The 23,835-nt window shown below is 51.0% G+C and carries 24 protein-coding genes; 20 read left to right on the top strand and 4 right to left on the bottom strand.

Features of this window, described 5'->3' with window-relative positions; all coding sequences use genetic code 11:
- Positions 1-11: 11 nt before the first annotated feature.
- Both LZ634_RS06245 and LZ634_RS06240 read right to left on the bottom strand, forming a co-directional pair.
- Entirely contained in the window at positions 12-947 is a 936-nt protein-coding gene (locus tag LZ634_RS06245) for a DUF3987 domain-containing protein (protein WP_234503148.1), read from the bottom strand.
- 25 nt (positions 948-972) lie between these two features.
- Entirely contained in the window at positions 973-1,146 is a 174-nt protein-coding gene (locus LZ634_RS06240) for a helix-turn-helix transcriptional regulator (RefSeq protein WP_409187258.1), read from the bottom strand.
- Positions 1,147-1,303: 157 nt separating this feature from the next.
- Here LZ634_RS06240 and LZ634_RS06235 point away from each other — a divergent pair, with 157 nt between their 5' ends.
- A complete protein-coding gene (locus tag LZ634_RS06235) occupies positions 1,304-3,130 on the top strand; it encodes a hypothetical protein (RefSeq protein ID WP_234503147.1) in 1,827 nt (608 codons plus the stop codon).
- Between the two features lie 163 nt (positions 3,131-3,293).
- On the opposite strand, the gene LZ634_RS06230 is transcribed toward LZ634_RS06235, so the two are convergent.
- Positions 3,294-6,920, bottom strand: coding sequence for a DEAD/DEAH box helicase (locus LZ634_RS06230; RefSeq protein WP_031493934.1), 3,627 nt, complete (start codon positions 6,918-6,920; stop codon positions 3,294-3,296).
- A gap of 6 nt (positions 6,921-6,926) precedes the next feature.
- Positions 6,927-7,886, bottom strand: a complete 960-nt coding sequence (locus tag LZ634_RS06225; RefSeq protein WP_029403995.1) for a hypothetical protein — start codon at positions 7,884-7,886, stop codon at positions 6,927-6,929.
- A gap of 143 nt (positions 7,887-8,029) precedes the next feature.
- Here LZ634_RS06225 and LZ634_RS06220 point away from each other — a divergent pair, with 143 nt between their 5' ends.
- The 19 genes from LZ634_RS06220 to chuY all read left to right on the top strand — a co-directional run bounded on the left by LZ634_RS06220 (position 8,030) and on the right by chuY (position 23,798).
- Positions 8,030-10,210 carry an AAA family ATPase gene (locus tag LZ634_RS06220; RefSeq protein ID WP_029403993.1) on the top strand — a complete coding sequence of 727 codons (2,181 nt, stop codon included), beginning with the start codon at positions 8,030-8,032 and terminating at the stop codon, positions 10,208-10,210.
- Between the two features lie 684 nt (positions 10,211-10,894).
- Positions 10,895-11,758, top strand: coding sequence for a GTPase family protein (locus tag LZ634_RS06215; protein ID WP_029403992.1), 864 nt, complete (start codon positions 10,895-10,897; stop codon positions 11,756-11,758).
- 95 nt (positions 11,759-11,853) lie between these two features.
- The gene (locus LZ634_RS06210) at positions 11,854-12,678 is read left to right on the top strand and encodes a DUF932 domain-containing protein (protein WP_029403991.1); all 825 of its coding nucleotides are present in this window, start codon (positions 11,854-11,856) and stop codon (positions 12,676-12,678) included.
- Positions 12,679-12,886: 208 nt separating this feature from the next.
- A complete protein-coding gene (locus LZ634_RS06205) occupies positions 12,887-13,597 on the top strand; it encodes a DeoR family transcriptional regulator (protein WP_029403990.1) in 711 nt (236 codons plus the stop codon).
- 25 nt (positions 13,598-13,622) lie between these two features.
- On the top strand, positions 13,623-14,159 hold the full coding sequence (locus LZ634_RS06200) for a DUF4339 domain-containing protein (RefSeq protein ID WP_029403989.1): 537 nt from the start codon (positions 13,623-13,625) through the stop codon (positions 14,157-14,159).
- A 41-nt stretch (positions 14,160-14,200) separates the two neighbouring features.
- Positions 14,201-14,638 (top strand): hypothetical protein, encoded by a 438-nt coding sequence (locus tag LZ634_RS06195; protein WP_008815077.1) that lies wholly within the window; start codon positions 14,201-14,203, stop codon positions 14,636-14,638.
- 66 nt (positions 14,639-14,704) lie between these two features.
- The gene (locus LZ634_RS06190) at positions 14,705-15,115 is read left to right on the top strand and encodes a hypothetical protein (RefSeq protein WP_029403987.1); all 411 of its coding nucleotides are present in this window, start codon (positions 14,705-14,707) and stop codon (positions 15,113-15,115) included.
- Between the two features lie 77 nt (positions 15,116-15,192).
- Positions 15,193-15,429: a DUF905 domain-containing protein gene (locus LZ634_RS06185; protein WP_029403985.1), complete on the top strand. Its 237-nt coding sequence runs from the start codon at positions 15,193-15,195 to the stop codon at positions 15,427-15,429.
- Between the two features lie 85 nt (positions 15,430-15,514).
- Positions 15,515-15,973: an antirestriction protein gene (locus LZ634_RS06180; RefSeq protein WP_029403983.1), complete on the top strand. Its 459-nt coding sequence runs from the start codon at positions 15,515-15,517 to the stop codon at positions 15,971-15,973.
- Between the two features lie 8 nt (positions 15,974-15,981).
- Positions 15,982-16,464, top strand: coding sequence for a JAB domain-containing protein (locus tag LZ634_RS06175; RefSeq protein ID WP_029403982.1), 483 nt, complete (start codon positions 15,982-15,984; stop codon positions 16,462-16,464).
- 8 nt (positions 16,465-16,472) lie between these two features.
- A complete protein-coding gene (locus LZ634_RS06170; RefSeq protein WP_029403981.1) occupies positions 16,473-16,694 on the top strand; it encodes a DUF987 domain-containing protein in 222 nt (73 codons plus the stop codon).
- 18 nt (positions 16,695-16,712) lie between these two features.
- Positions 16,713-17,033 (top strand): type IV toxin-antitoxin system YeeU family antitoxin, encoded by a 321-nt coding sequence (locus LZ634_RS06165; RefSeq protein WP_029403980.1) that lies wholly within the window; start codon positions 16,713-16,715, stop codon positions 17,031-17,033.
- A 20-nt stretch (positions 17,034-17,053) separates the two neighbouring features.
- Positions 17,054-17,383 carry a TA system toxin CbtA family protein gene (locus LZ634_RS06160; protein ID WP_029403979.1) on the top strand — a complete coding sequence of 110 codons (330 nt, stop codon included), beginning with the start codon at positions 17,054-17,056 and terminating at the stop codon, positions 17,381-17,383.
- Between the two features lie 401 nt (positions 17,384-17,784).
- Positions 17,785-18,027, top strand: a complete 243-nt coding sequence (locus LZ634_RS06155; protein WP_234503144.1) for a DinI family protein — start codon at positions 17,785-17,787, stop codon at positions 18,025-18,027.
- Between the two features lie 305 nt (positions 18,028-18,332).
- Positions 18,333-20,480, top strand: a complete 2,148-nt coding sequence (locus tag LZ634_RS06150) for a TonB-dependent receptor (RefSeq protein WP_234503141.1) — start codon at positions 18,333-18,335, stop codon at positions 20,478-20,480.
- A gap of 2 nt (positions 20,481-20,482) precedes the next feature.
- A complete protein-coding gene (locus LZ634_RS06145) occupies positions 20,483-21,307 on the top strand; it encodes a heme/hemin ABC transporter substrate-binding protein (protein ID WP_320673447.1) in 825 nt (274 codons plus the stop codon).
- A gap of 20 nt (positions 21,308-21,327) precedes the next feature.
- A complete protein-coding gene (gene hutW, locus LZ634_RS06140) occupies positions 21,328-22,668 on the top strand; it encodes a heme anaerobic degradation radical SAM methyltransferase ChuW/HutW (RefSeq protein ID WP_234503137.1) in 1,341 nt (446 codons plus the stop codon).
- 12 nt (positions 22,669-22,680) lie between these two features.
- Positions 22,681-23,175: a heme utilization cystosolic carrier protein HutX gene (gene hutX, locus LZ634_RS06135; RefSeq protein WP_234503135.1), complete on the top strand. Its 495-nt coding sequence runs from the start codon at positions 22,681-22,683 to the stop codon at positions 23,173-23,175.
- Positions 23,175-23,798 (top strand): anaerobilin reductase, encoded by a 624-nt coding sequence (gene chuY, locus LZ634_RS06130; protein ID WP_234503134.1) that lies wholly within the window; start codon positions 23,175-23,177, stop codon positions 23,796-23,798. The genes hutX and chuY overlap by 1 nt, the downstream gene beginning before the upstream one ends.
- The last annotated feature ends 37 nt before the right edge of the window (positions 23,799-23,835 follow it).

Raw genomic sequence — 23,835 nt, 5'->3', positions numbered from 1 at the left:
GTTTCAGGGGGCTACATCACATTTTTTTTCCTTCGCTCAATCCCGGCAGCAATATGTTTTTTTTGAATAGAATAAAACTTATCGAGATCAGATTCATTGCCAGGTACAAGATCATTAATATCAATCGGTCTGGTGATCAATGTAAGATCCATTCTTAAAATACGAGCATCTCCCCCCGTTGCTCTTGTTTTTTTAGCCAGCGATCTCAGAATGAGATCATGCGGTTCCGGTTGCATCATCAATAGCATACCAAGACGGGGATCCTTGATGTAGAAACTGCCCGTTGACACACGGCTGACCCGATAATTTTCACCACACCACAGGCTGTTAAGATTTGCTGTCTTACGGCGCATGATACTTTCAAACAGAGCACTTCCCTCATCAGAAGTGATACCTAGGCTAGAGTAGTCGCTCATTTCTTTCAGAAGCGCTTCCGGTGTAGGATCGGTTACCGTTAAATGCACTCTCACAGGCTTTACAGGTTCATTTTTAAGACATTCCTCCAGCTCGTGTCTGGCTTCTTCTATTCCGTCTTTCTGACGTATCGCTTTCTGAAGCGATTTCTTAAGGCTTTTACATTCTTCATCCCAGAGCACATATTGTCGTTCGTATTCTTTCAGCCTAATTGAGAATACCTCGGCCAGTTGGTGCTCAAACTGGTGAATTTGGGCCATTGCAACCCTATATACTGTTGTTTTTCGGCTTCCCGATCTTGCCAAACTAATGTGGAAATGCGACACGGGTGCGATAACACCATCAACAATTTCAACATCATACATATCCTGACAGGCCAGAGACATGCTTGCCAGAATTGTGGAAAATGTTAGCTCAATAGAGGCTTTAGTTTTTCCACATATGCAAAATAAAATTTGCTGGATGAAAATCAAAATCGCTCTAACATCCAGATTAAGATCATGATTTTCATTTTTTTTATGTGTAAGTTTCATTGAACACTCCTTTTAGAGAAAAAAATTAAACCACCCGAGAGGCGATCCACTCGTCTACAGAGGTAGAGCGCCAACCGACAGATGCAGCCCCAAGCCGGATCGGTTTAGGAAAATCAGCATCGTAATACCGGGATTTTGGGTTCAATTTTTCGTAGATGCTGGATCGGGATATTCCCAAGAGTGCCGTCAAATCAGCCATACGCAGAATGCGCAGAGGCTGGTTAGAATGGTTCGTTTGCTCACATGGTTTTAACATTTTTAGTTCCCCTTATTGGACGTCTTAGTCAGCGCTCGAACTCTCTCATACCATCTGAGATACTGTCCCCGTCAAAAAACGGAAACCAACCGGAGGGAACGTGGGGACTCATGCTTTTGCTGATATGATGTATCGTCTTTATCAGTTCTTTGGCCTGTTTGATAAGGATGACGAACGGCGTGAAGTGCGTGGAAACAGCAGTTATTCCTTTCATCAGTCCTTTTTTGATCAAGGCTATAATGATGTAATAAGAATAATTGACAGCAATGAAGTCTTCAGCCTCGAAGAAAGGCGCGAAATTTTTTACAAATACGAGCAACTATATAACGCGCTAATCCATATTCCGGTCTTTTCTCATCTGGACAGTCGCCAAATCACAAAGCGATACCTTCACTTTGCATTGCCTCCCATAGTAGCATTAGACGTTTACAATTCTCTTCCCCCCGATGATGAAATGCATTTCTATTACCATATTCATCGTTTTTTAATCAGTACACACTGCCCACACGAAAGCGCTGATAAAAGAAAGATTTATGTCGGCGTGAAAAACTATTTGCGGGAATACATTCACTCATTTGATTTTCCGTACAAAGGCCATCTAGATCCCCTTTTTAACTTCGTTAGCTGTATCAAAGCAGGAAGTGGGCAGCGGGAATATACAATAAAAGGAATAATAAAAAAATGCCGTTCAGAATACGATGAAAGCAACATTTTGCAAAAAGACATAACACTCCACTCGCAGAATTTAGATAAGATTGAACGGGCTTATCTGTCACTTAATGTGTTACTCGCATTCGAACGCAAGACCTCTGTCATTACCGCGGTATCCATGCATTACCGACACACCCTAAACAATGGCATTAATTACAACAATAGTTATGGCATTTTATGTCGATATATCTACTCTAAGGGGTATGACGAAAAACTATTACATTACATTACTCTTCCATTTTATAATGTGGCTGTCCGGCCCGTTTCGGTAACTATAGAGGAAAAACCGTATCGTTATGTACACGAATTAAAATGGCTTATTTTTAACACTAGGAATAACACCAAATACTCTAAATGGGATTTAGCTGAAATAGCATCTTGTTTCAAATCTGCATCTAACTCAGATGTACTGATACCCTACTCCCAACTTTTGCAAACCATCATTTTTCTCAGTCAGAATAAAACAGATGAAGCATTCCGACTTGTAAACAAAATCCCATTAACTACCTTACCGATTGGTTACCTGCCCTCAGCCTTTTCAGTTATCAAACTGGCATTAAAAGTGAAACTGGAAAGAAAAAAAATAAGAAATAAAACATTACTGTCCGTGATAAACAGCACCTTGAGCAATCAAGGTGCTCTTACCGAACTTATTGCTGTGACTCAGGGAGAAACTGATAGTAATCTTGTATTATGCGCAGATAACATGACGATCATGCGTGCAATAAAAATGTACAACCACATGATAAGAAAGGTAAGTTATTCATCTGAAGATTCACTATCTGATGTGTGTCCGCAAGCTATATTCGGAATTCTTGATGAAATAGAATGTGCGCTGGGCAAATTAAATATCCTTATTCGCGAAACAGGTGATAGCATTGACAGTAATGAACTAGCCGGGCTTATAGTGAAAAATAAAACACTAACAGCTCGTGAATTGAATGAAAACCTGGTTGGTGTGCTTGACAAATGCACACTTTATAATTTCCTGAGTAGCATCAATGTTTTTATTAGTTATTTGAGATGCCCTGGAGAAGAACTAGGACACATCAGGATATTTGCCGGTGTAACAGAGAAGCCCAAACATCTTCGGGAAAAGGTATGTGAAGCGTTGAAGATTGCATCAGTAAAACGCAAAGAGGGCACGCTTAGGGAGAAGGGAAAAGCGACCCGACGTCAACAGAAAAGTACTAGTGCGGTCAGAAAAAGTAAATGACGCTTTATCTTTCCCCTGCTACAGCTGCTACACGTAGCAGCTGTAGCAGTCTCCAAAGATTGGAATAATCATTTTGGTTGAGTATAAGACCATCCCAATACAACCAACTGAATGTCTGGGCTGCTGACAGTTCAGTATGCTTATGTAGAGTTACCTGTGAGATTTAACTTCGGACTTTAAAAGTACGCTCCACTGTCGCTATATGGTGCTGCAGTCGAAGCTCGAAATCGTTACGATTCGCATCTGGAGAGTATACCCCTTCTTCATCACGCGATTTTGCGAGTTCATAACCTGCTGCATCTATCCAATGAATAGTGTTGCCCTGTAGAACAGGGACGACGGCGTAGCGTTTCAATTTCCCGTCCGTACCTGTCAGCTCCGCGTTTTCCACTCCACTTTCGGCTTGCTTTACCCTGTTGTGTTGCTGGCTGCGTTGCCATTTGAGGAATAATTGAGGATCAATCATGTCTTCATCTTCAAGGTTTTCATACCCCTCGTTAAGCCATTTCTCAAATTCTGCACGGAGTTCTATCGCTTCATTTCGCGTTTTTGCCAGTCCCTGTGCCAGAACAAATGCAACAAATGGGTCAAGTGTACCCCAGCGTAATAATTCTCGTGCCCAGAAACCGAACCACGGCAATCCCGTTGTAGCACGCCACTTCTCTAACGTTGGTACAGCCAGCGGATCCCCTTCCCCGTTAGTCCAAGCTCTAGCAACTACGGCTCCAATAGCCACGCCCAATCGAAACTCAAGATTATCGGTAACGAATCGTTGCCACGCCCGTAGGTCGCCAGGAGCTGGAAAATCTGCAACGGTTCCTTTCATCCACCATGATAAGAGGCTTGGCCAATCGTCTAGAAGACGCTGGTCAGTTGCCGTGTTGCGAATACGGAAGCCAAATCCCCGATCATTAGCAACCAGTTCACCAATGTTCTCGAAGAGTGCCAAACGCTCAGCATCGGTGGCACTACCATAGTTAATTGCCTGCACAATCAACTCGTATATTTTCTGCGCCACTGCATCGAAGCGGCGGCCGACATAAGGCGTAAAACCGTAGAGGTAAAGTCTTTTCCGTTCATCACTGTCTGGGTAGATATTGTCGATAAGTGCCCGCCCACGCCTCACAAAAGTCTTTGCAAGCCATTCTTCTTGCACTGCGACAACATTTGTAAACGTTTTTTGCCACAACTGAACAAGGTGCACTTCAGCCTGGATAGCAGTCAATTCCTGAGCCTGTCCTTGGTTTAATTCTTCTATCGCGCTTAGCAAAACTCCATCAAGTTCGTCCAGACTATCGGCAAGGCGAGCAATAGGGATTGTTTCGGCTCTCCCAGCCATATCGCTTATTTCACCTGGGCTCGCAAAGTCAAGCCATTCCAAGAAATCTTCACCTTCTATTCCAAACAGTTCCGCAGCGCGTGCAGCAATCGTATCAATCAATAGGGCAAGTGGACTGGAGACAACCTGAGCATCCCTCGCGTCATCTAATAAACGCCCACGCAACAAGCGATAGTCGGCAATGAGTTCTCTACGTTGCTTTTGTTGGGTTACCCGCATAGTACGGGCCGTGGCAGAGACACTTCGTGGTATAGCAACCAAGGTCATACCTTCCATTCCCTTACTTGCACCAGGACGTCCCGCCCGCCCCGCTAAGTTTCGGAACTCAGCCGTAGAAAGTGGTGTAATAATTGGTCGTCGGGTTGTGGAATCAAACGAACGCCGCTTCAGGGACGTCAAGAAAATAATATCAAATGGCAAATTGACACCTTCAGTCAATGTTGCAGTTGCTACCGTGATTGGGCAGATGCGTTGGTCGATCATCTCAGTCATAAGTCGGCGAAGCCGTTGAGGCATCTGACCGTGACTAGTTGCGATCCCTCGATCCAATAACGCAACTTCATAGGAATTTGGACCGCAATAGTCGACGGTTACAGCTCGAGCCTCGTTAAACCGCTCACGACGTCTCCCAGCAGGTACAATAAAAGGTGGTAGTGAGGCCCATGTAGGAAGCTCTAAAGCCTCTTTAAACCAACGCATCGTTTTTTCAGGTTCTTGTGCCACAGATATCAGTATTCGTCTCTCGTCGTCAACAAGATGTAAAGCTGTCCACAATACGCTTAATTCATTGAACCGATACAGACTATTTCGCATTGTTGCGGGAAGCGGTGCTATTGGGGGAGTACGTAATGGCAGATAAACTGGGGCATCTCGATCTCTCACATCGAGTGCTTGTCCATTCATTATCTCCAATAGGATACGGCCTGACTGCTCTGGCGCAGTTTCGAGAATACCTATCAGTTGACGCGTGCTCTGATACTGTGTTCCAACTGCCACCGCGTCAGACCTCCCTTCAGTCCATCGTGCTACAGGCGTAGCACCGCCACCTGCGACTGCCGTAAGTGCGATTCGGGCAATATCCGGAGCCAGCGAAAGCAACCGCGAGACGAATCCCTCAAGCCGGAGAGAGCGACTGCTATGATCCGCAAATGCCTCACGCGTCCTGTCGTTGTCCTCCGGTACAACTTGATGCGCCTCATCCAATACAAGCAAGCGAAGACGAGCCAAAATAAGAGGCCCCACGTAACGCATCAATGCTTCAGCCTTCTCAACTGTGGCGATTAGAACGGTCGGCATGTCAGCGTTGAGCCAATAGTCTGTAATCCCCCAATCCGCCCCCCCATAAAGACCAGTGATGATCAGATCTTCACCTAATTCACTTCGCAATTTAGTTTCTACTTCCCCCGCAAGCGCTCTAGATGGGACCAAATATAGAGCCATCGGATCGGTTATATTCTCGTCAGGGTGAAGAAGTAGCTCTTTCACCAAAGCTAGATTTGCGACTAATGTTTTCCCCGAACCAGTAGGTGTGCAAAGCGCGAAGGATGAGCTACGCAGTAGCCTTTTCAGCCCATCACGCTGGGAAGGCCAAAGAACTCCACGACCACGACTGAATTGATCTCGAGCAAAACGCAGCAATCTCGTAGTTCGGTCAGCTTTCGTGTCCGCCAGACGCTTCACAGGAAGATAGATGCTTGCCTCTCGATAATTATCAGCAACTGCACACAGGAGTGTAATGAGTAACGAGGCATCTTCACTAAACGTCCGTGTGGTTATTTTTTCCAATGCATTGAGCTTTTCGATCGCGCGCGCGAGCCGAACACTGTCCCCCCGTCGCATTGATTCGGCGAACAGTCCGATGCAACGGACAAGTTCGGTGGTGAAGTACCAAGCTATTCGGCCTTCGTCCTCTGAATCCAAGAGCAGCTTACGCGGTGCATCTCGACCAGTGAGCTCTGGATGTTTGCCCCAGAACTCCATCACGACTTGCACTACTCCATCAAAATCTGCCTGCAAAAAACTGGCATAGAGTTGTGAACCAGGGTTACCCAAATCAACTTGCCGAAGTAGGCCTGTAGCCATCGCAGGCAATCCACCAAGCTGGAGCGCTGCCGCGGCAAACAATTCAATCGGCGCGATTAGTCGAAGCTTGTCCTCTGCGCGCGATAACCACTCAAGAAGCTCACCAGCACGCCGGTAGCAGTCAATCGCACCGAGCGAATACTTTCCCTCAATTTGGCGATAAATCTCCGCTGCATGAAGCAAACGCCGGGCATCAGCAAACAGTTCTTCGGACTCCTGCTCGTTCCAATGGATAAGCGGCACCTCCCAGATTGTTTGCAAACACCTGACAAATGCACGCGCCTGTATTGCAGACAAGGTATTTTCAACAGCAAGGGTATTTCGTACCTGACGTGCTATTTGTAGTCGTTCTCGATCATTATCGGCCATATTCAATCAATCCTCGGACCATAGCGAATCATAGATTTGGTCGATCAAATCCCCGCCATTAGCAAGGATTAATTCGACAACCTGTAGGTCATGAGGAGCAGTGTACTCCTCCGGTTGCTTTTTCCATGGGATGAGGGAACAACGTTCGCCACGGCTTGGTACGTCGTTACCAACGATCAGGATAAGATTTGTACGAGGCAATGGTTTGGGATTTCGTATCACTAGCGCTCTATCGATAGACAAGATAGCTGCACTGAAACCATCGGGATCGCACTCTTGGAGCAAACGTTGAAGTTGTCTCATACCGTGAGGAACAGTCGTATCGCGATTTACTTCGAACCATATACCTTTGCCTGAGCGGGTGCGTTCATTAGTCTTTTTGTTCGTGACCCACTTTCCAAGCATTAAATTATCGATCGTCGCCTTGTTCAAGGCGTCGCGCCATTTTGCCTCACCCGCAATAAATCGAACTACATTTCCGTTACTATCCAGACATAGACCGAGAAAGTCCGAACCAAACCGTCCAAAAACCTGTCGCGTACGGGATGTGTCTCGGGCAAGATCGAACAAATACTTTTCGACATCGGCATGGTAACGAAAGAGGAAAATTGGTATATCCCATTTGTGGTTACCAACGTAGGTATAGTGCTCGGTAAGCATCCCTGCCATTACTTCACCAAAGAGGCCCCGGCGAGCGCTCATTGGCAGACATTGAGGATAGAGTAGTTCAACCTCATCTTCATCGTCCTTTTCTGCATCTGGATGAAGGTCAATTCCGATCTGCTCGCAGAAATAATCACGGGCGTCCAGATGTGCTGACTCAAAATAGGGAATAAGTGCACTGGCCAGATCTGGTGCCAGATCTTCTTTTTGCTCAAGGAGCAGATGGCCATAGTTGCCCTCCACCGAGGGATATTCTTTCAACCAACTATTGATCGCCTTCTTCGGAGGTGGACATGTATGCATTTCGTATATCCCTTATCATAAATGAACTCTGGACTTCCCGTACTAGTTCAACTAATACATATACCTACACTAAATACAATGGGTTTTAAGACTATCCCCTATTGAGTATGATGTTTAAGTAATCAAACCATAGGGGTTGAACGATGAGCATACTCTCTCTGCGCGGAGTGCGCAGTTATTCCCACGATGAAACGGTTCAGATTGATATCAGCAACTATGTCACCCTGATTTACGGCCAGAACGGAGCTGGTAAATCAACGATATCTGGGTATTTTTACCCACAGAATGGCGATGAGTACGGACAGTGCAGCCTTCATCCTCCTCTGGATATGCGATATCTCGTATTCAACCATCAGTTTGTAGAAGATCTGTTTAACAGCCAAGCTGTTCAGCCCGGTATTTTTACGCTCAGCGAAGAAAATACCACCATTGCTGGTGAAATCCTGCAACTGGAAGCATATGCCAACGCTCAGCGTGATTTACAGCAGGCTAATAGCGCTTCTCTGCAGAAAAATGACGCTGACCAGCGAAAAGTTCGCGGCGATTGTGCCAATCAAATTTTTAGCAGCTCTGCAGAGATACGTTCATCTGCTGCTGGCGACCTAATGGTCGGTGCCAAGCGCACCGACACTCTGTACCAAAAAATCATGTCATCACCTGACACTGCTGTTACGAGCACGGAGTTGCTGTGTGAAGAACTGAAGCGTCTGGAAGACAGTAAGGGCAACCTTATTGCATCTGTCGATGATTTTCCTTACTTCGTTTTCACTGAAGAGGAGCTTACCCTCCTGAAGGAACCTTTGGTGCCGGCGGGTGACAGTGTTTTGGCTGCCGCCGTAAGGCGCCTCAGCAACAGTGACTGGATAGCACGTGGAGCCGTGTGGTTTGACGGCGACATTTGTCCATTTTGCCAATCCCCTGTAGACGGGGAACATCTCCGACAGGAAATCACCGCGTTATTTGACCGCTCATGGGAAACGGCAATGAGCGCGCTTCGACAGCTTGAAAAGAGGCACTCTGAATGGAAAAGCTACTTTGAGCAATTTAGAGAGACGGTGAACACCTGCCCATTAGTAAACGCTGACTCCCCGGTGCTTGCCCGGTTATATGAACTTGAGCAAAAAGGGCTAATAAATCAGAATGCGGTTTCACAAAAAATTGCAGAACCTTCGGTATGTATTCACCCGCAGCTGACTCTTGATGAATCACAAAGTCTTCAGCAGGCGATTGCGGCACTGAACATGGAAATCAGTGAAAACAATCGACTCGCAAAAAATTATGCGACAGAGCGGACATCCCTAACAGATCGTGTTTATGCTCACATTCGCCACCTGTCTTCAGATGCCATTGAGGAACAGCGCACAGAACTGAAAGCACTGCAGGATTACAGGCAAACTCTTGAAGTTAAATCAGTAGAACTCAGAGAAAATATCGCTACAGCTGAAAAAGAAATCGCCGCTAAATACTCCAGCACAGTCAACATCAACAGCACCATACAGAACATTAATAACGCACTGACTTCGATGGGTATTGATAGCTTCCATATCGTACCGTGCGAAGAGGGCGTTGAGTCATACCGGCTCAGCAGAGCCGGAGAAAGCACCGATCGCCCGGTGTTCCAGACTCTGAGCGAAGGTGAAAAAACGCTGATTGCTTTCCTGTATTTTATCGAAACATGTAAGGGCAGAAACAGCCGCACACAGTCCGATAACCGGCCAAGCCTTATCGTAATTGATGACCCAATCTCCAGTCTGTCTCAGAATTATATATTTGAAGTGGCTGCGCTCATCCAGCATGAAATTATTAAATCTGATCGCGCCGCTAAGGTGGTGCTGCTTACACACAGTTTGTTCTTCTTCCAGGAACTTCTTCTCTCAAGCGGGAGCAGGCCGGCAGGAAAAAAACCAGCAGACTGGCAACTATATCGCATTGCTAAAAACCGGCACAGCACCGTCAGTGTTATATCGGATAAAGAATTACTTAATGACTATCAGGCACTGTGGTATGTGTTGCGCAAGGCCAGCAACGATGTGTCTTCCGGCGTAATTATTCCAAATGTTATGCGCCAGATCCTTGAACATTATTTTAGCTTTTCAGGGAAAAATGAGCGTCTCTACAAGGCTCTTGATACGCTGGCAGCTGAAAATCGCGATCCCAGATTTAACGCCTTCTATCGTTTTATCAATCGCCATTCGCACGCAGACAGCCGTAATATTCGCCTTCAGGAAGAGGCATCTGCAGACATGTATATTGATATGTTTAAACGAGTGTTTGTAATGACTGAGGATCTTGAACACTACGATATGATGATGACTGAAACCTGAGGGTGCTACCACCACCGGGGACATGACATTAACGATTAGGCAGGGAGCGCGTGTGCATGCACACGTCCTCCCAGCGGCCTAAACGAAAACGCTGGTACTGACGTACCAGAACGGTTTTCTGTTTCATACCGGACTCCTTCTACGGCGCCGATTTACCACCGGCCAGCCCCGTACACCTCGTACGAGCATGACTAACGTGCAGGGATAAAAGGTGCCCGGAGTGGTAGCATCCAGATAATAATTGTTATTACAGTAACGTACAACCTCTTTATAGAATAGCGGCACCGGCGATGGTGTCCTCTTGGGCTATTCAGAATGAATTGACCTTCGATAATAGCCATCTTAGCCCCCCGGGGTTGCCAAGTAGTCATCTCGCATTGAGATCCGGAAAGAATAACCTGAGCGTCCAATATGGGGTGGTAAGAACGTTGAAGAATAGATTTACCAGCGGTTCAGTGACCGATTACGCGTCCGTCCAAAAGTTATGCCAGCACTTTTCATTCTGTCCGTAGAGTTGGTGCCACCAGGGTGCCAGCACTGGACAGAATAACTTGAACTCACAGCACAGAATGGCCTATCAGCATTCTAAAAATATTCAGATATATATCATTCCCCTGAACATACCTCATTAAAGGCAGAACCTCGCGGTCTTGCCTTTTTTGTTTTCATTTCAGAGGAGCGGTAATGAAACAATTTGACGGTTTACAGTCACTGCAGCAATCGCTTTCCGGTCTGCCGCAATGGGCATCAGAGCGTATTCTGCAGCAGATAAACCAGCTTATTCACTATGAGCCGGTGATAGGCATTATGGGCAAAACAGGGGTGGGAAAGTCTTCGTTGTGCAATGCCCTGTTTGCCAGTGAGATTTCAACTGTCAGCGATGTGGCTGCCTGCACTCGCGAACCACTGCGCTTTCGACTGCAGGTGGGGGAACGCGTGATGAGCATCGTGGATCTGCCTGGTGTCGGGGAAAGTCAGACCCGTGATGCAGAGTATGCCGCATTGTACCGGCAACAGCTTCCCCGGCTGGACCTAGTGCTGTGGTTGATTAAGGCCGATGACCGGGCGCTGGCGGTGGATGAGCATTTTTACCGTCAGGTGATTGGCGAGCAGTACTGGCATAAGGTGCTGTTTGTCATCAGTCAGGCCGACAAGATTGAGCCAGCCAGTGGCAGCGAGATATTGTCTACGGAGCAGAAACACAATATCCGCCGCAAAATCTGCCTGTTACATGAACTGTTCCAGCCGGTAAACCCGGTTTGTGCAGTGTCAGTACGTCTGCAATGGGGGCTTCGGGTAATGGCTGAAAGGATGATCCGTTGCCTGCCACGCGAGGCCAGCAGTCCGGTAGCGGTACAACTCAGTGCTCCGCTTCGTACCGATGCCGTTAATAAAAAAGCCAGTGACGATTTTGGGGAAACGGTCGGGTCGGTGTTGGACACAGTAAGTTCCATGCCCCTGATACCGTCCCCGGTTCGGGCAGTCATCCAGTCTGTACGCGACATCGTGGTATCGGTCGCCCGTGCAGTCTGGAATTTCTTCTTCTGAAAATTAACCCTTCTAACCCGTAGTTTCCTGAGCCCTGCCGCAATTAAGCGACAGGGCTTTTTTGCCTTTATTTATCCATCATGAGGAGTCTGCTTATGACCCGTCTGGCTTCGCGCTTTGGCGCAGCAAATCTTATCCGTCGTGACCGTCCGTTAACTCATGAAGAGTTGTTTCGGGTGGTGCCCAGTGTGTTCAGTGAGGATAAGCACGCGTCACGCAGCGCACGGTATACCTGGATACCAACCATTACCGTTCTTGAAAACCTGCAGCGCGAAGGCTTCCAGCCCTTCTTTGCCTGTCAGACCAGAGTGCGTGATCCAGGTCGCCGCGAGCACACAAAGCACATGCTGCGCCTGCGTCGGGAGGGGCAAATTACCGGCAAGCAAGTCCCGGAAATTATTCTGCTCAATTCTCACGATGGCTCCAGTTCATATCAGATGCTACCGGGACTATTCCGTGCGGTATGCCAGAACGGGCTTGTCTGCGGTGAGTCGTTTGGCGAGGTGCGGGTGCCGCACAAAGGAGATGTCGTGAGTCAGGTGATAGAGGGGGCGTATGAGGTGCTGGGTATTTTTGACCGTGTGGAAGAGAAGCGGGATGCCATGCAGTCGCTGATGCTGCCGCCACCAGCACAACAGGCTCTGGCACAGGCTGCACTGACGTACCGTTTCGGTGAGGACCACCAGCCGGTGACAGCACCTCAGATACTCTCCCCACGCCGCTGGCAGGATGAGAGCAATGATCTGTGGACCACATACCAGCGTATTCAGGAGAACCTGATTAAGGGCGGGCTCAGTGGCCGGAGTGCAAAAGGCGGGCGAACGCATACCCGCGCCGTGCGTGGTATTGACGGAGATGTGAAGCTCAACCGGGCTCTCTGGGTGATGGCGGAAGCGATGCTGAGTGGGTTTCAGTCCTGAGAGTGTTATCGCCATGTTAACAAAGGACACTCCCTGTCCGTTTCCCCCTCATTGGATTGAGTGTTTTATCACCGCATTTCACGGTGTGCCGCGTCGGGCCTGCTTCCGGAGGCAGATAAAAAATAGTTCATTCCGTGTCCATACCCTGTCCGCCCCCCTATTTAGAATCATTTCATATTCAGTCAGTTAACTATTACGGAGATTTAAGATGACACAGGCAGAGCGCCGTCATGACCGGCTGGCTGTCAGGCTGTCACTGATAATCAGCCGCCTGGTTGCAGGTGAAACGCTGAATATGGCGCGGCTGGCTGCAGAGTTTGGTGTGTCAGTGCGTACCCTGCGACGGGATTTTCGCGAACGGCTGATGTACCTCGACCTTGAGTATCGACGGGGGCAATGCCGCCTGCGCAGTACCGGTGGAGGCGTACAGGGCGAGCTGGATGCGCTGACCTTTGCTCACCGGGCAGGACTGGCCGATATTTTTCCGGGGCTGGACCGGCGTCTGGCGGGCATGCTGCTCACCGCAGGAGGAATGCCCTGCCTGGTGTGGCAATCCCCACAGTCAGTGTCACCGGTCAGCTCGCTGGTGTTTTACCGCCTCGTCAGTGCCATTACCGCATGCCAGCGGGTACTGCTGCTGGCCGAGGGAGAGCGCTGTGACGGGCTGGCCCCGTACCGACTGATTTCATTTGACGGCTGCTGGTACCTCACCGGTGAACTTAACGGGTATATCACCGTGCATCCTCTGGCGACCATCCATGCGGTGACAGTACTCAACACCACGTTCACCCCGCTAAAACGTCTCAGCCAGTTAACCACACAGGCGGGCTTTATCCGGGCTCTTCCGCACTTCAGCTGTATCCGCGAAGTCCTGTCTCCTGGGCCCTCTGAGGAGGAGCCGGGCAACACACTGATTTAATTACCTCTGTTAAGAAGGAAAAACAATGACCTGGCATTACGAGAAAAATGGCATACGTCACGACAATGTTACTGAAGACGATATCACCGGCCTGATTATGCGCGGTGAACTGACTGCATCCACTTTGGTATGGCGACAGGGAATGGCAGAGTGGCAGCCGGTCTCCGCTACTCCGCTTTCTTCGGCGCTGCTCCGGAGCACCACACCGCCAGCGCTGCCGGGGAACCGCATTCCGGGTGGCGTTGTGTGGACGCTGGCATTTGCTCCCTTCATTGGCTACGCGCTGGAGTTGTGGACTGCAGGATTGAGCGGGATGTCATTTGACGAGGCATATGAGGCCGTCTCGGGTGGGCAGTACTGGTTCATCACGCTGCTGCTCAATATCGCACTGGGGTATCTCGATGAACGACGCCTGCGTAAGGCCGGAGTGGATACCACCACGTTCGGCAAACTTGCCTGGCTGGTGCCGTTCTATTTGTGGCGGCGGGCGAAAACCCTTGGTCAGAAACCGGCTTACTTCTGGGTATGGCTGGTGATGCTGGGCCTGACTGTCTGGGCCTGAATCGTCGCTACCTGATACTTTCTCTGTTAAGGACCAACGTAATGAAAACGCTGATTAAAATACTGGGCATTACTGGCAGCCTTCTGCTCTGTACAGAAGTTCAGGCCCAGCCTTATAACCGGACGCTGCCTGCTGTCGTCAATGACAACAACGGGAATATTTTCTGGTGTGATGCGCATCGTCAGGTTACCGGAAAATGTGAAGCCATGTCTGTTGACCGCCTGGGTGGGATGGTAACAGTTCGTTCAGCACCCTTTAAGGACTGCGAAGGTGGCCTGTGGGGCTGGATAACTATCATGCGCAACGATGTGTCGAAGGGATTCACCATTACTCCGGACAAGAAATTCGGTCTCACTGTAAAAGACCTGTGTCGTCCGGGCACGGTAGTGACCTTTAAGCCCAACCAGAAGAAGCCGGAATATGACGACCTGGTGGCGTTGTACCAGGGCAAAGAGCTGTTTCGCTACCGTCGTTTCTGATAACACCCGATATCAATTTCTCTCATTTTGCCCGACAGCGGGCTGGATTAATTCAGGAAGAAAACCATGCTGAAAATGATGACCTCTGCTGTACCCGCCCTCATTCTGTCACTTGCTGCATTCAGTGCCAGTGCCGCTCAACTTCCGGCAAGCCTGATGGATAAAGACAATCCCGGACAGGAGTACTGGTGCCAGGGAAACGACATCAACACCTCCATGTGTTCACTGACCGGTGTCAGCGACGACCATAAATTTGCCCTGATTCAGGACCTGCCGGGCCCGGCCTGTGAGGACTTAAGCTTCGGGGTTATCGACCTGGTGCGCCAGACCGGTGTCAATATTCCTTACGACGGTGGTGACTGTAAGGGCGATGTGCAGGCCGGTTTTGTGCGAAGCACGAAAGATAATGCCCTGTATGTGAAAATTGTCCGGGGCAGTAAAACCCTGCGGCTGTATAAGGTACAAACCGGTTACTGACAATCACCCGACACCTGCATACTCCCAAAGCCCCTGACGCGTCTGCGTCAGGGGCTTTTGCTTTTAAGGTACACCGAATGTCTGAATCTCATATGTTGCCACCGGGACCCTTCACCCGACAGCAGGCTGAAGCGGTTACCCGCCGGTATAAAAATATCGCTATTGAAGATGACCAGCGCAGCCACTTCCGCCGGGTGGTTCGTGACTCAGAAGGTCGAATGGTCTGGCGGGCGTGGTGCTTTGAACCTGATGCCGGTGAAGGGCTTAACCGTTATATCCGCAAGTCAGGCATCCTCAGAGCATCCTCCTCCTGACCACACCCATTCATCATCCCTGCATGTCCTTTATTTCCCATACGCCAGCCATCGTCGCTGGCGTTTTTATTGACGGAGAATATCCATGACGACACAAACTAAACGCGAATTGATGTCCGCTAATGAACCTCAATTTGACCTTACTGCAACCCTAGTACCTGACGAGCAGCGTCTCGATTTCTGGCCGCTGTACTTTGGCGATATTCCGCAGTGGATATCGCTGGAACCCCGTATTTTCGCCTGGATGGAGCGCTTTTGTGATGAGTACAGCGGTGGTATCTGGTCCTTTTACACGCTGCGTAATGGCGGCGCGTTTATGGCCCCTGATGCTGACGGTGGTGATAAATGGCATATGTTCAACAGCATGAACGGTAATGGTGTGGAAATGAGCGTGGAAGCCGCAGGTATCGCGGTCTGCCTGATTGAATACAGCCATCACGCCTGTCGCACCGAATGCGGTGCCATGACGGAGCACTATTACCGCCTGCGGGATTACGCCCTGCAGCACCCTGAATCCCACGCCATTTTTCGCATTATTGATTAAGGATATTCATGATGGAACAGTCACTTATCCCACAGGCTACGGCACTTTCATTGGCCGCACAACGCACGATAAAACGCGCCTTAACGCTGCTTGACCGACACCTGCGCGAAACAGGCGTGGCATTCACCTCCACTCAGGCTGCCCGCGACTGGCTGAAACTGAAAATGGCGGGACTGGAGCGCGAAGAGTTTATGGTGCTGTATCTGAACCAGCAGAACCAGTTGATTGCCCACGAAACCCTGTTTGCCGGTTCTATTAGCAGTACCGAGGTACATCCCCGTGAGGTGGTCAAACGCGCCCTGTACTTCAATGCGGCAGCAGTGATACTGGCGCATAACCATCCCTCCGGCGACACCTCGCCCAGCAAGGCAGATAAGACCATCACGCAGCGTCTGGTGCAGGCGCTTCAGCTCGTTGATATCCGTGTGCCTGACCACCTTATCGTCGGTGGCACAAAGATATTGTCTTTCGCTGAACACGGTCTGCTTTGAGGTATTACCTGAAAATTATCAGTAAACGCCAGGCAATGACGATTTACCGTCAGCATCCGGCCTACCGCATTTTTCGATACTCCACCGGTAAGTACCAGTGGCACGGCAGTGTCTGTCATTACAGCGGTAAGGTCGTTCCTGACATTTCCGGCGTGCTGGCGGTATACGGCGAACGCCGCCAGGACCGTAACGGGCCTTATGCCTGTCTGATGAGTATCACTCTGAACTGACAATAAAGGAGAAGCCCGATGAGAAGTCATGTTACATGGGGCCTGCAGCGGGATATCACGCCACGCCTGGGAGCTCGTCTGGTGCAGGAGGGCAACCGACTGCACTACCTGACTGACCGGGCCAGCATTACCGGTCAGTTCAGTGATGCCGAATGTCTTAAGCTGGATGTGGCAGTTCCGCATTTTATCAGCCAGATGGAATCCATGCTGACCACTAGTGAAATTAATCCCCGCCATGCCCACTGTGTCACCCTGTACCACAACGGTTTCACCTGCGAAGCCGATACCCTTGGTAGTTGCGGCTACGTATACATCGCCATTTATCCCACTCAACGCTAACAAATTTCACGAGAGCAAACATGAAAAATCTACCTGCTACAATTTCGCGGGCGGCGAAGCCCTGTCTGTCGCCCGTGGCTGTCTGGCAAATGTTACTGACACGCCTGCTTGAACAGCACTATAGCCTGGCACTGAACGACACGCCGTTCAGTAATGAATCTGTTATTAAGGAACATATTGATGCCGGGATCACCCTGGCCGATGCCGTTAATTTTCTGGTAGAAAAATACGAACTTGTCCGTATCGACCGGAAGGGGTTTTCGTGGCAACAACAGACTCCGTATATTTCCGCAGTGGATGCTCTGCGAGCAAGGCGCTCTTCCGGATTGCTAAAAGCCAACGTGAAATAAACGCTTAAATACAGAGCAGACTAAAGGAAAGCAAAATGCTAATCTCACAGACGAAGAGGCTCCTGCTGTAACCTCCCCTCCCCTGCAAAAAACCTGACATTTTCTTTTAGGACCAACAATGGGACCAAAATGAAAATTGAACTGAAGGTTATCAGCTATTAAACAACAAGTTACACAACCAATTCAGACTCCGCCAGCCCACCAAAATCCTTTGTTGATGGTCACCAGAGCCTGATATGAAGTCCTGAAAGCCCGCACAGCGTAAGCCCTGCGGGCTTTTTTGTGCTCTCGATTTATCCTTTAGACATACTTCCAGTAAATCTTCCACCGCCCTACACTTGACACTGGATAAAAACACAGTATAAATACCCTATTCCCCCTATCCTAAGGATTGTAAAAACATGTTCGTCGAGCTGGTGTATGACAAGCGCAACTTTGAAGGGCTTCCTGGTGCGAAAGAGATAATCCTCAACGAATTAAGCAAGCGTGTGCATCGTATCTTCCCGGATGCAGAAGTGCGCGTTAAGCCGATGATGACGCTGCCGGGCATTAACACCGATGCCAGCAAACATGAAAAAGAACAGATCAGTCGTGCCGTTCAGGAAATGTTTGAGGAAGCCGAAATGTGGCTGACAGAAGAGTAATGCCACAGCACCGCGCTGTTTTCCCGGATATCCTTAATCCGGGAAACGACACACACAGATAGCGTTCGTGCTCCCTCCACAACCCCCACCTTCCCTATTGTAAATTTTCGCTATTAACCACTTAATTTATATCGATATTGAAGTGATCTTCCTCACATTCCACTGCCTGCACAATGTAATAAATTGACACAAATCAAAGATGCATTTTGTTTATACCTTCGTTGCTAGACGCATCACTCCTCATTATGTAAATCTAATTGATATTCATTATTATTATCATTCAATAATTATCCATAGGGTTAACGATGCTGCACACCATTACCCGAGGGTCGTTCGTACTCTCCGCCCTGCCGTTATTTGTTGCAGGTGCCGTTTCAGCCGCTACGGCTACCACAGCCCACAATAATGCCAACAAAGAAGAGACGCTTGTCGTAACGGCCAACCGTTCGGAAAGCAGCCTTTGGGAGAGCCCGGCGACCATTCAGGTTATCGACAAGCAGACGCTAAAAAACTCCACCAATAGCGCCCTTGCCGATGATTTACAGGACATTCCTGGCGTTGAAATTACCGATAACTCCCTTGCTGGCCGCAAACAGATCCGTATACGCGGTGAAGCATCCTCGCGGGTATTGATTCTGATCGATGGGCAGGAAGTGACCTACCAGCGCGCCGGGCAAAACTACGGTGTCGGGCTGTTGATTGACGAATCATCGCTTGAACGGATCGAGGTGGTGAAAGGCCCATACTCGGTGCTATACGGCTCGCAGGCTATCGGCGGCGTGGTGAACTTTATCACCAAAAAAGGCGGCGATAAGCCGGTCGCCGGGATGGTGAAAGCGGTCTACAACTCAGCCAACATAGGTTGGGAGGAGTCCGCCGCCGCATGGGGCAGCATCGGCCAGTTTGATTACCGTATTAACGGCAGCTACTCCGATCAAGGCGATCGCGATACGCCGGATGGCCGCCTGCCCAATACCCATAATCGCAATAACAGCCAGGCCGTCTGGCTGGGCTACAACCTCGGCCAGCATCATTTTGGCCTGTCGCTCGATAGATACCGACTGGCAACCCAAACCTATTTTGAAGATCCAGACGGCGAGTACGATGCCTTTAGCGTCAAAATCCCGAAACTGGAGCGCGAAAAAATCGGCCTGTTCTACGACATGGACGTGGACGGTGACTACCTGAAGAAAATTCACCTCGATGCCTACGAGCAAACTATTGAGCGTGAGTTTGAAAACGAAGTCAAAACAACCCAGATAATCCCAAGCCCGATGATCAAGGCGCTGACGGTTCATAACCAAACCCAGACCCACGATAAGCAGTATACCCAGGGCGTTACGCTGCAAAGCAACTTCACGCTGCCTGCGGATAACAACCTGGTCGTGGGTGCGCAGTATAAGCGTGACCGGATAACGCAAACCTCCAGCGGGACAACCTCCCAGAAAGCATTAACCGGCGTCATTAACACTGAGACCAAAACCCGCGCCTATAACGAGTCTGAGCAGAGCAACACCTCGTTGTTCGCCCAGAACGACTGGCGCTTTGCCGATAACTGGACGTGGACGCTGGGCGCACGCCAGTACTGGCTCTCATCGAAACTGACGCGCGGCGATGCGAACTCCACCACCGCGGGCGTCACCCGGGATACCTCCATTGCCGAGCAATCGGCGCACGACAGCGAACTGGTGACGACCACCAGCTTGCGTTACTCCGGCTTCGATAATATTGAGCTACGCGCGGCATTTGCTCAGGGTTACGTCTTCCCGACCCTCAGCCAATTGTTTATGCAGACCGCCGCGGGCGGCGGCGTCACCTACGGCAATCCGGATCTGCAAGCCGAACACTCCAACAACTACGAGTTGGGCGCACGCTACAACGGCAACCTGTGGATGGTTGACGGCGCGGTCTATTACTCGGAAGCAAAAGATTATATCGCCAGCGTCTCCTGCTCCGGCCAGGCGCTGTGCAACGGCAACACCACAACCTCTCGCGGGGGATATTACTACTACGACAACATCGACCGGGCCAAAACCTGGGGCATGGAGCTAAGCGCTGAATACAACGGCTGGGCGGTGTCACCGTACGTCAGCGGCAACCTGATTCGCCGCCAGTACGAAGGGCAGACGCTGAAAACCACCAACACCGGCGAGCCAACCATCAACGGCCGTGTTGGACTGAAACACACGCTGATGCTTAACGCCGCCAACGTCACGTCTGATGTCTATATCCGCGCAGCTTCCAGCGCCAAAGACGATACCGGCGCAACCGAAACCCGCACACCGGGCTGGGCGACGCTGAACCTGGCGGTCAACACTGAATTCGGTTCAAACGACCAGTATCAGGTCAATCTGGCCCTCAACAACCTGACCGACAAACGCTATCGCACGGCGCATGAATCCATTCCTGCGACGGGGATTAACGCGGCCGTTGGCTTTGCGTGGAACTTCTGATGATGAAAAAAATTGCCATAGGACTCCTGGCGCTGGCCTGCGCGTTCAGCGCGCAGGCAGCGGAACGCATCGTAGTGGCCGGGGGTTCTCTCACCGAACTGATTTACGCCATCGGCGCGGGCAACCGGGTCGTCGGGGTTGATGAAACCACCTCATACCCGCCAGAAACCCAGGCGTTGCCGCATATCGGCTACTGGAAACAGCTCAGCAGTGAAGGGATTTTATCGCTGCGCCCGGACAGTTTTATCACCTGGCAGGACGCGGGCCCGCAGTTGGTCTTCGACCAGCTACGCGCGCAGAAGGTAAACGTCGTCACCCTGCCACGTATCCCGGCGACCGTTGAGCAGATGTACGCCAACATTCATACGCTGGCCAAAAATCTCGGTGCCGCCGAACAGGGCAATGCGCTGGTGAACCACCTCCGCCAGCGTTTGGAAAACGTCGCGCGCAGCAGCGCCAGTAAACCGGCGCCGGTGAAAGCGCTGTTTATCCTGAGCGCGGGCGGCAGTGCGCCGCAGGTGGCGGGAAAAGGCAGCGTAGCCGACGCCATTATGGCGCTTGCCGGAGCACAGAACGTCGCCCAGCACTCACAGTATCGCAGCTACAGCGCGGAAGCGCTGATTGCCGCCAACCCCGAGGTGATTGTCGTCACATCGCAAATGGTTGAAGGCGATATCAACCGCCTCAGCACGGTAGCCGGAATAACCCGTACCGCCGCGTGGAAAAACCAGCGCATCGTCACCCTCGACCAAGCGCTGATCCTGGGAATGGGGCCGCGCGTCGCCGATGCCGTTGAAACGCTGCACCGCCAGTTCTGGCCAAACTAAAGGATATTGATAGACCCGTGATGCACACTACGACAAACGAACTGGATTTAACCCCGCACTTTGCGCTGGAGGGCGGGCAGCCCTTCAAAGATCGCCGGGCCACCATGCCCTGGCGCGGCGCGATTCCCATCGCCAAAGATAAGCTGGCACAAACCTGGCAGGAGGTGCTGAGCCACGCCACGCCGCCGCGCAAACGCCTGCTGTATCTGCACATTCCGTTTTGCGCCACCCACTGCACCTTCTGCGGTTTCTACCAGAACCGTTATGAAGAAGATAACTGCACACGCTACACCGACGCGCTGCTGCGCGAGATTGAGATGGAAGCCGACAGCGTGCTGCACCAGTCGGCCCCCATTCACGCGGTGTACTTTGGTGGTGGCACGCCGTCGGCACTCTCCGCCCGCGATCTGGCACGCATTATTTCCGCCCTGCGCGAGCGTCTGCCGCTGGCACCAGACTGCGAAATCACCATCGAAGGCCGGGTACTGAACTTCGACGACGCGCGTATCGATGCCTGTCTCGATGCGGGGGCTAACCGCTTCTCCATCGGTATTCAGTCGTTTAACAGCAAAATCCGCAAGAAGATGGCCCGCACCTCCGATGGCCCTATGGCGATTGCTTTTATGGAAGGTCTGGTGCGCCGCGACAGAGCCGCCGTGGTCTGCGATCTGCTGTTTGGCCTACCGGGTCAGGATGCAAAAATATGGGGCGAGGATCTGACTATCGCCCGGGATATCGGGCTGGACGGTGTGGATCTTTACGCCCTGAACCTGTTGCCCAATACGCCGTTGGGCAAAGCGGTGGAAAACGGTCGCACCTCGGTGCCACAGCCCGCAGAGCGTCGCGATCTGTATCTACAAGGCTGCGATTTTATGGAACAGGCGGGCTGGCGCTGTATCAGCAACAGCCACTGGGCGCGCACCACTCGCGAACGCAACCTCTACAATTTACTGATTAAACAGGGTGCAGACTGCCTGGCGCTGGGCTCCGGCGCAGGCGGCTCGATCAACGGCTATTCGTGGATGGTGGAACGCAATCTTGATAACTGGCATCAATCGATTGCCGCAGGGCAAAAACCTTTAATGATGATGATGCGCACCGCCGAGCGAGGCTTCCAATGGCGTCACACCTTGCAGGCCGGGGTTGAAACCGCCCGCGTACCGCTGGATACGCTCACGCCGCATGCGGCAAAACTTGCCCCGCTGCTAACGCAGTGGCACAAGGCCGGGTTAACGCAGGATGACTCAACCTGCCTGCGTTTAACCAACGAAGGCCGCTTCTGGGCCAGTAACATTTTACAGTCTCTTGATGATTTGATTCAGGAACTTAACGCACCGCGCATTGCGGTAGAAACCCCATAACAGGAGTTAATGATGAGCAACGTCTCTTTGCAGGATTTCTTAAAAACCGAGCCGGACGGCACCCTGGAAGCCATTGCGGGGCAATACAACACCACGCTGCTGGAGGTGGTAAAAAAACTGCCGTCACACACGCTGGTTGCCGGTGATAAGTTTGATACCGTCTGGGACACCGTCTGCGAATGGGGCAAAGTCACTACGCTGGTACATTCTGCCGATGTGATTCTGGAATTTACCGGTGAACTGCCTTCCGGTTTCCACCGTCACGGCTACTTTAACCTGCGCGGTAAAAAGGGCATGACCGGCCACATTAAAGCCGAAAACTGCACCCACATCGCGCTGGTTGAGCGCAAGTTTATGGCGATGGACACCGCCTCGATTCTGTTCTTTAACGCCGCGGGCAATGCGATGTTTAAAATTTTCCTTGGCCGCGATGACCACCGTCAGCTACTGGCAGAACAGGTTGATGCCTTCCGCACGCTGGCCGCCGTACTGAAAGGGGAAGCCTGATGAACCCATGGCTGATTTTTGGTGCGGGTGGCAAAGGCGTGGGCGCGCTGACCGTTGAGCTGGCGCTGGCAGAAAATCGCCCCGTGGTGGCGGTGGTGCGTAACCCGGAAGCCGCAGCGCGCCTGCAAGCCAAAGGCGTAAACGTATTTATCGGTGATGCCTGTGATGCAGCATGCGTCGCACAGGCCTGCGACGCGGCAGGCGCGGAAGCAACGGTCATTTCATCGATGGGCGGCGCACACGATTATCTGGCGCACCGCACGGTGATTGATGAAGCAGAAAAAACCGGCCTCAAACGCATGATCCTCGTCACCTCTTTGGGCTGTGGCGACAGCTGGCCGTTCCTCTCGGCGCGCGCAAAGGCGGCATTTGGCCAGGCAGTGAGAGAGAAATCGCTGGCGGAAAGCTGGCTGCAAAGCAGCACGCTTGATTACGCCATTTTGCGCCCAGGCGGTTTACTCAGCGGCGAGGCCACCGGCAAAGCCCTGCGCATTCAGCAGCAGGAAGTGCACGGTTTCGTGCAGCGCGCAGACGTGGCGGCGCATATTCAGGCATTGGCCAGCGCCCCGGCGCTCAATCAACAGGTCTACAGCCTGGTTGAGCCTGAGCTTAAACCGGCCTGATCCCCACGCGGCGCTGGCTGACGGCGCCGCAACGATG

It is taken from the genome of Kluyvera intermedia (assembly GCF_021440345.1).
Lineage (GTDB): Bacteria > Pseudomonadota > Gammaproteobacteria > Enterobacterales > Enterobacteriaceae > Kluyvera > Kluyvera intermedia_A.
This window is presented reverse-complemented; position numbering and strand designations above follow the sequence as displayed.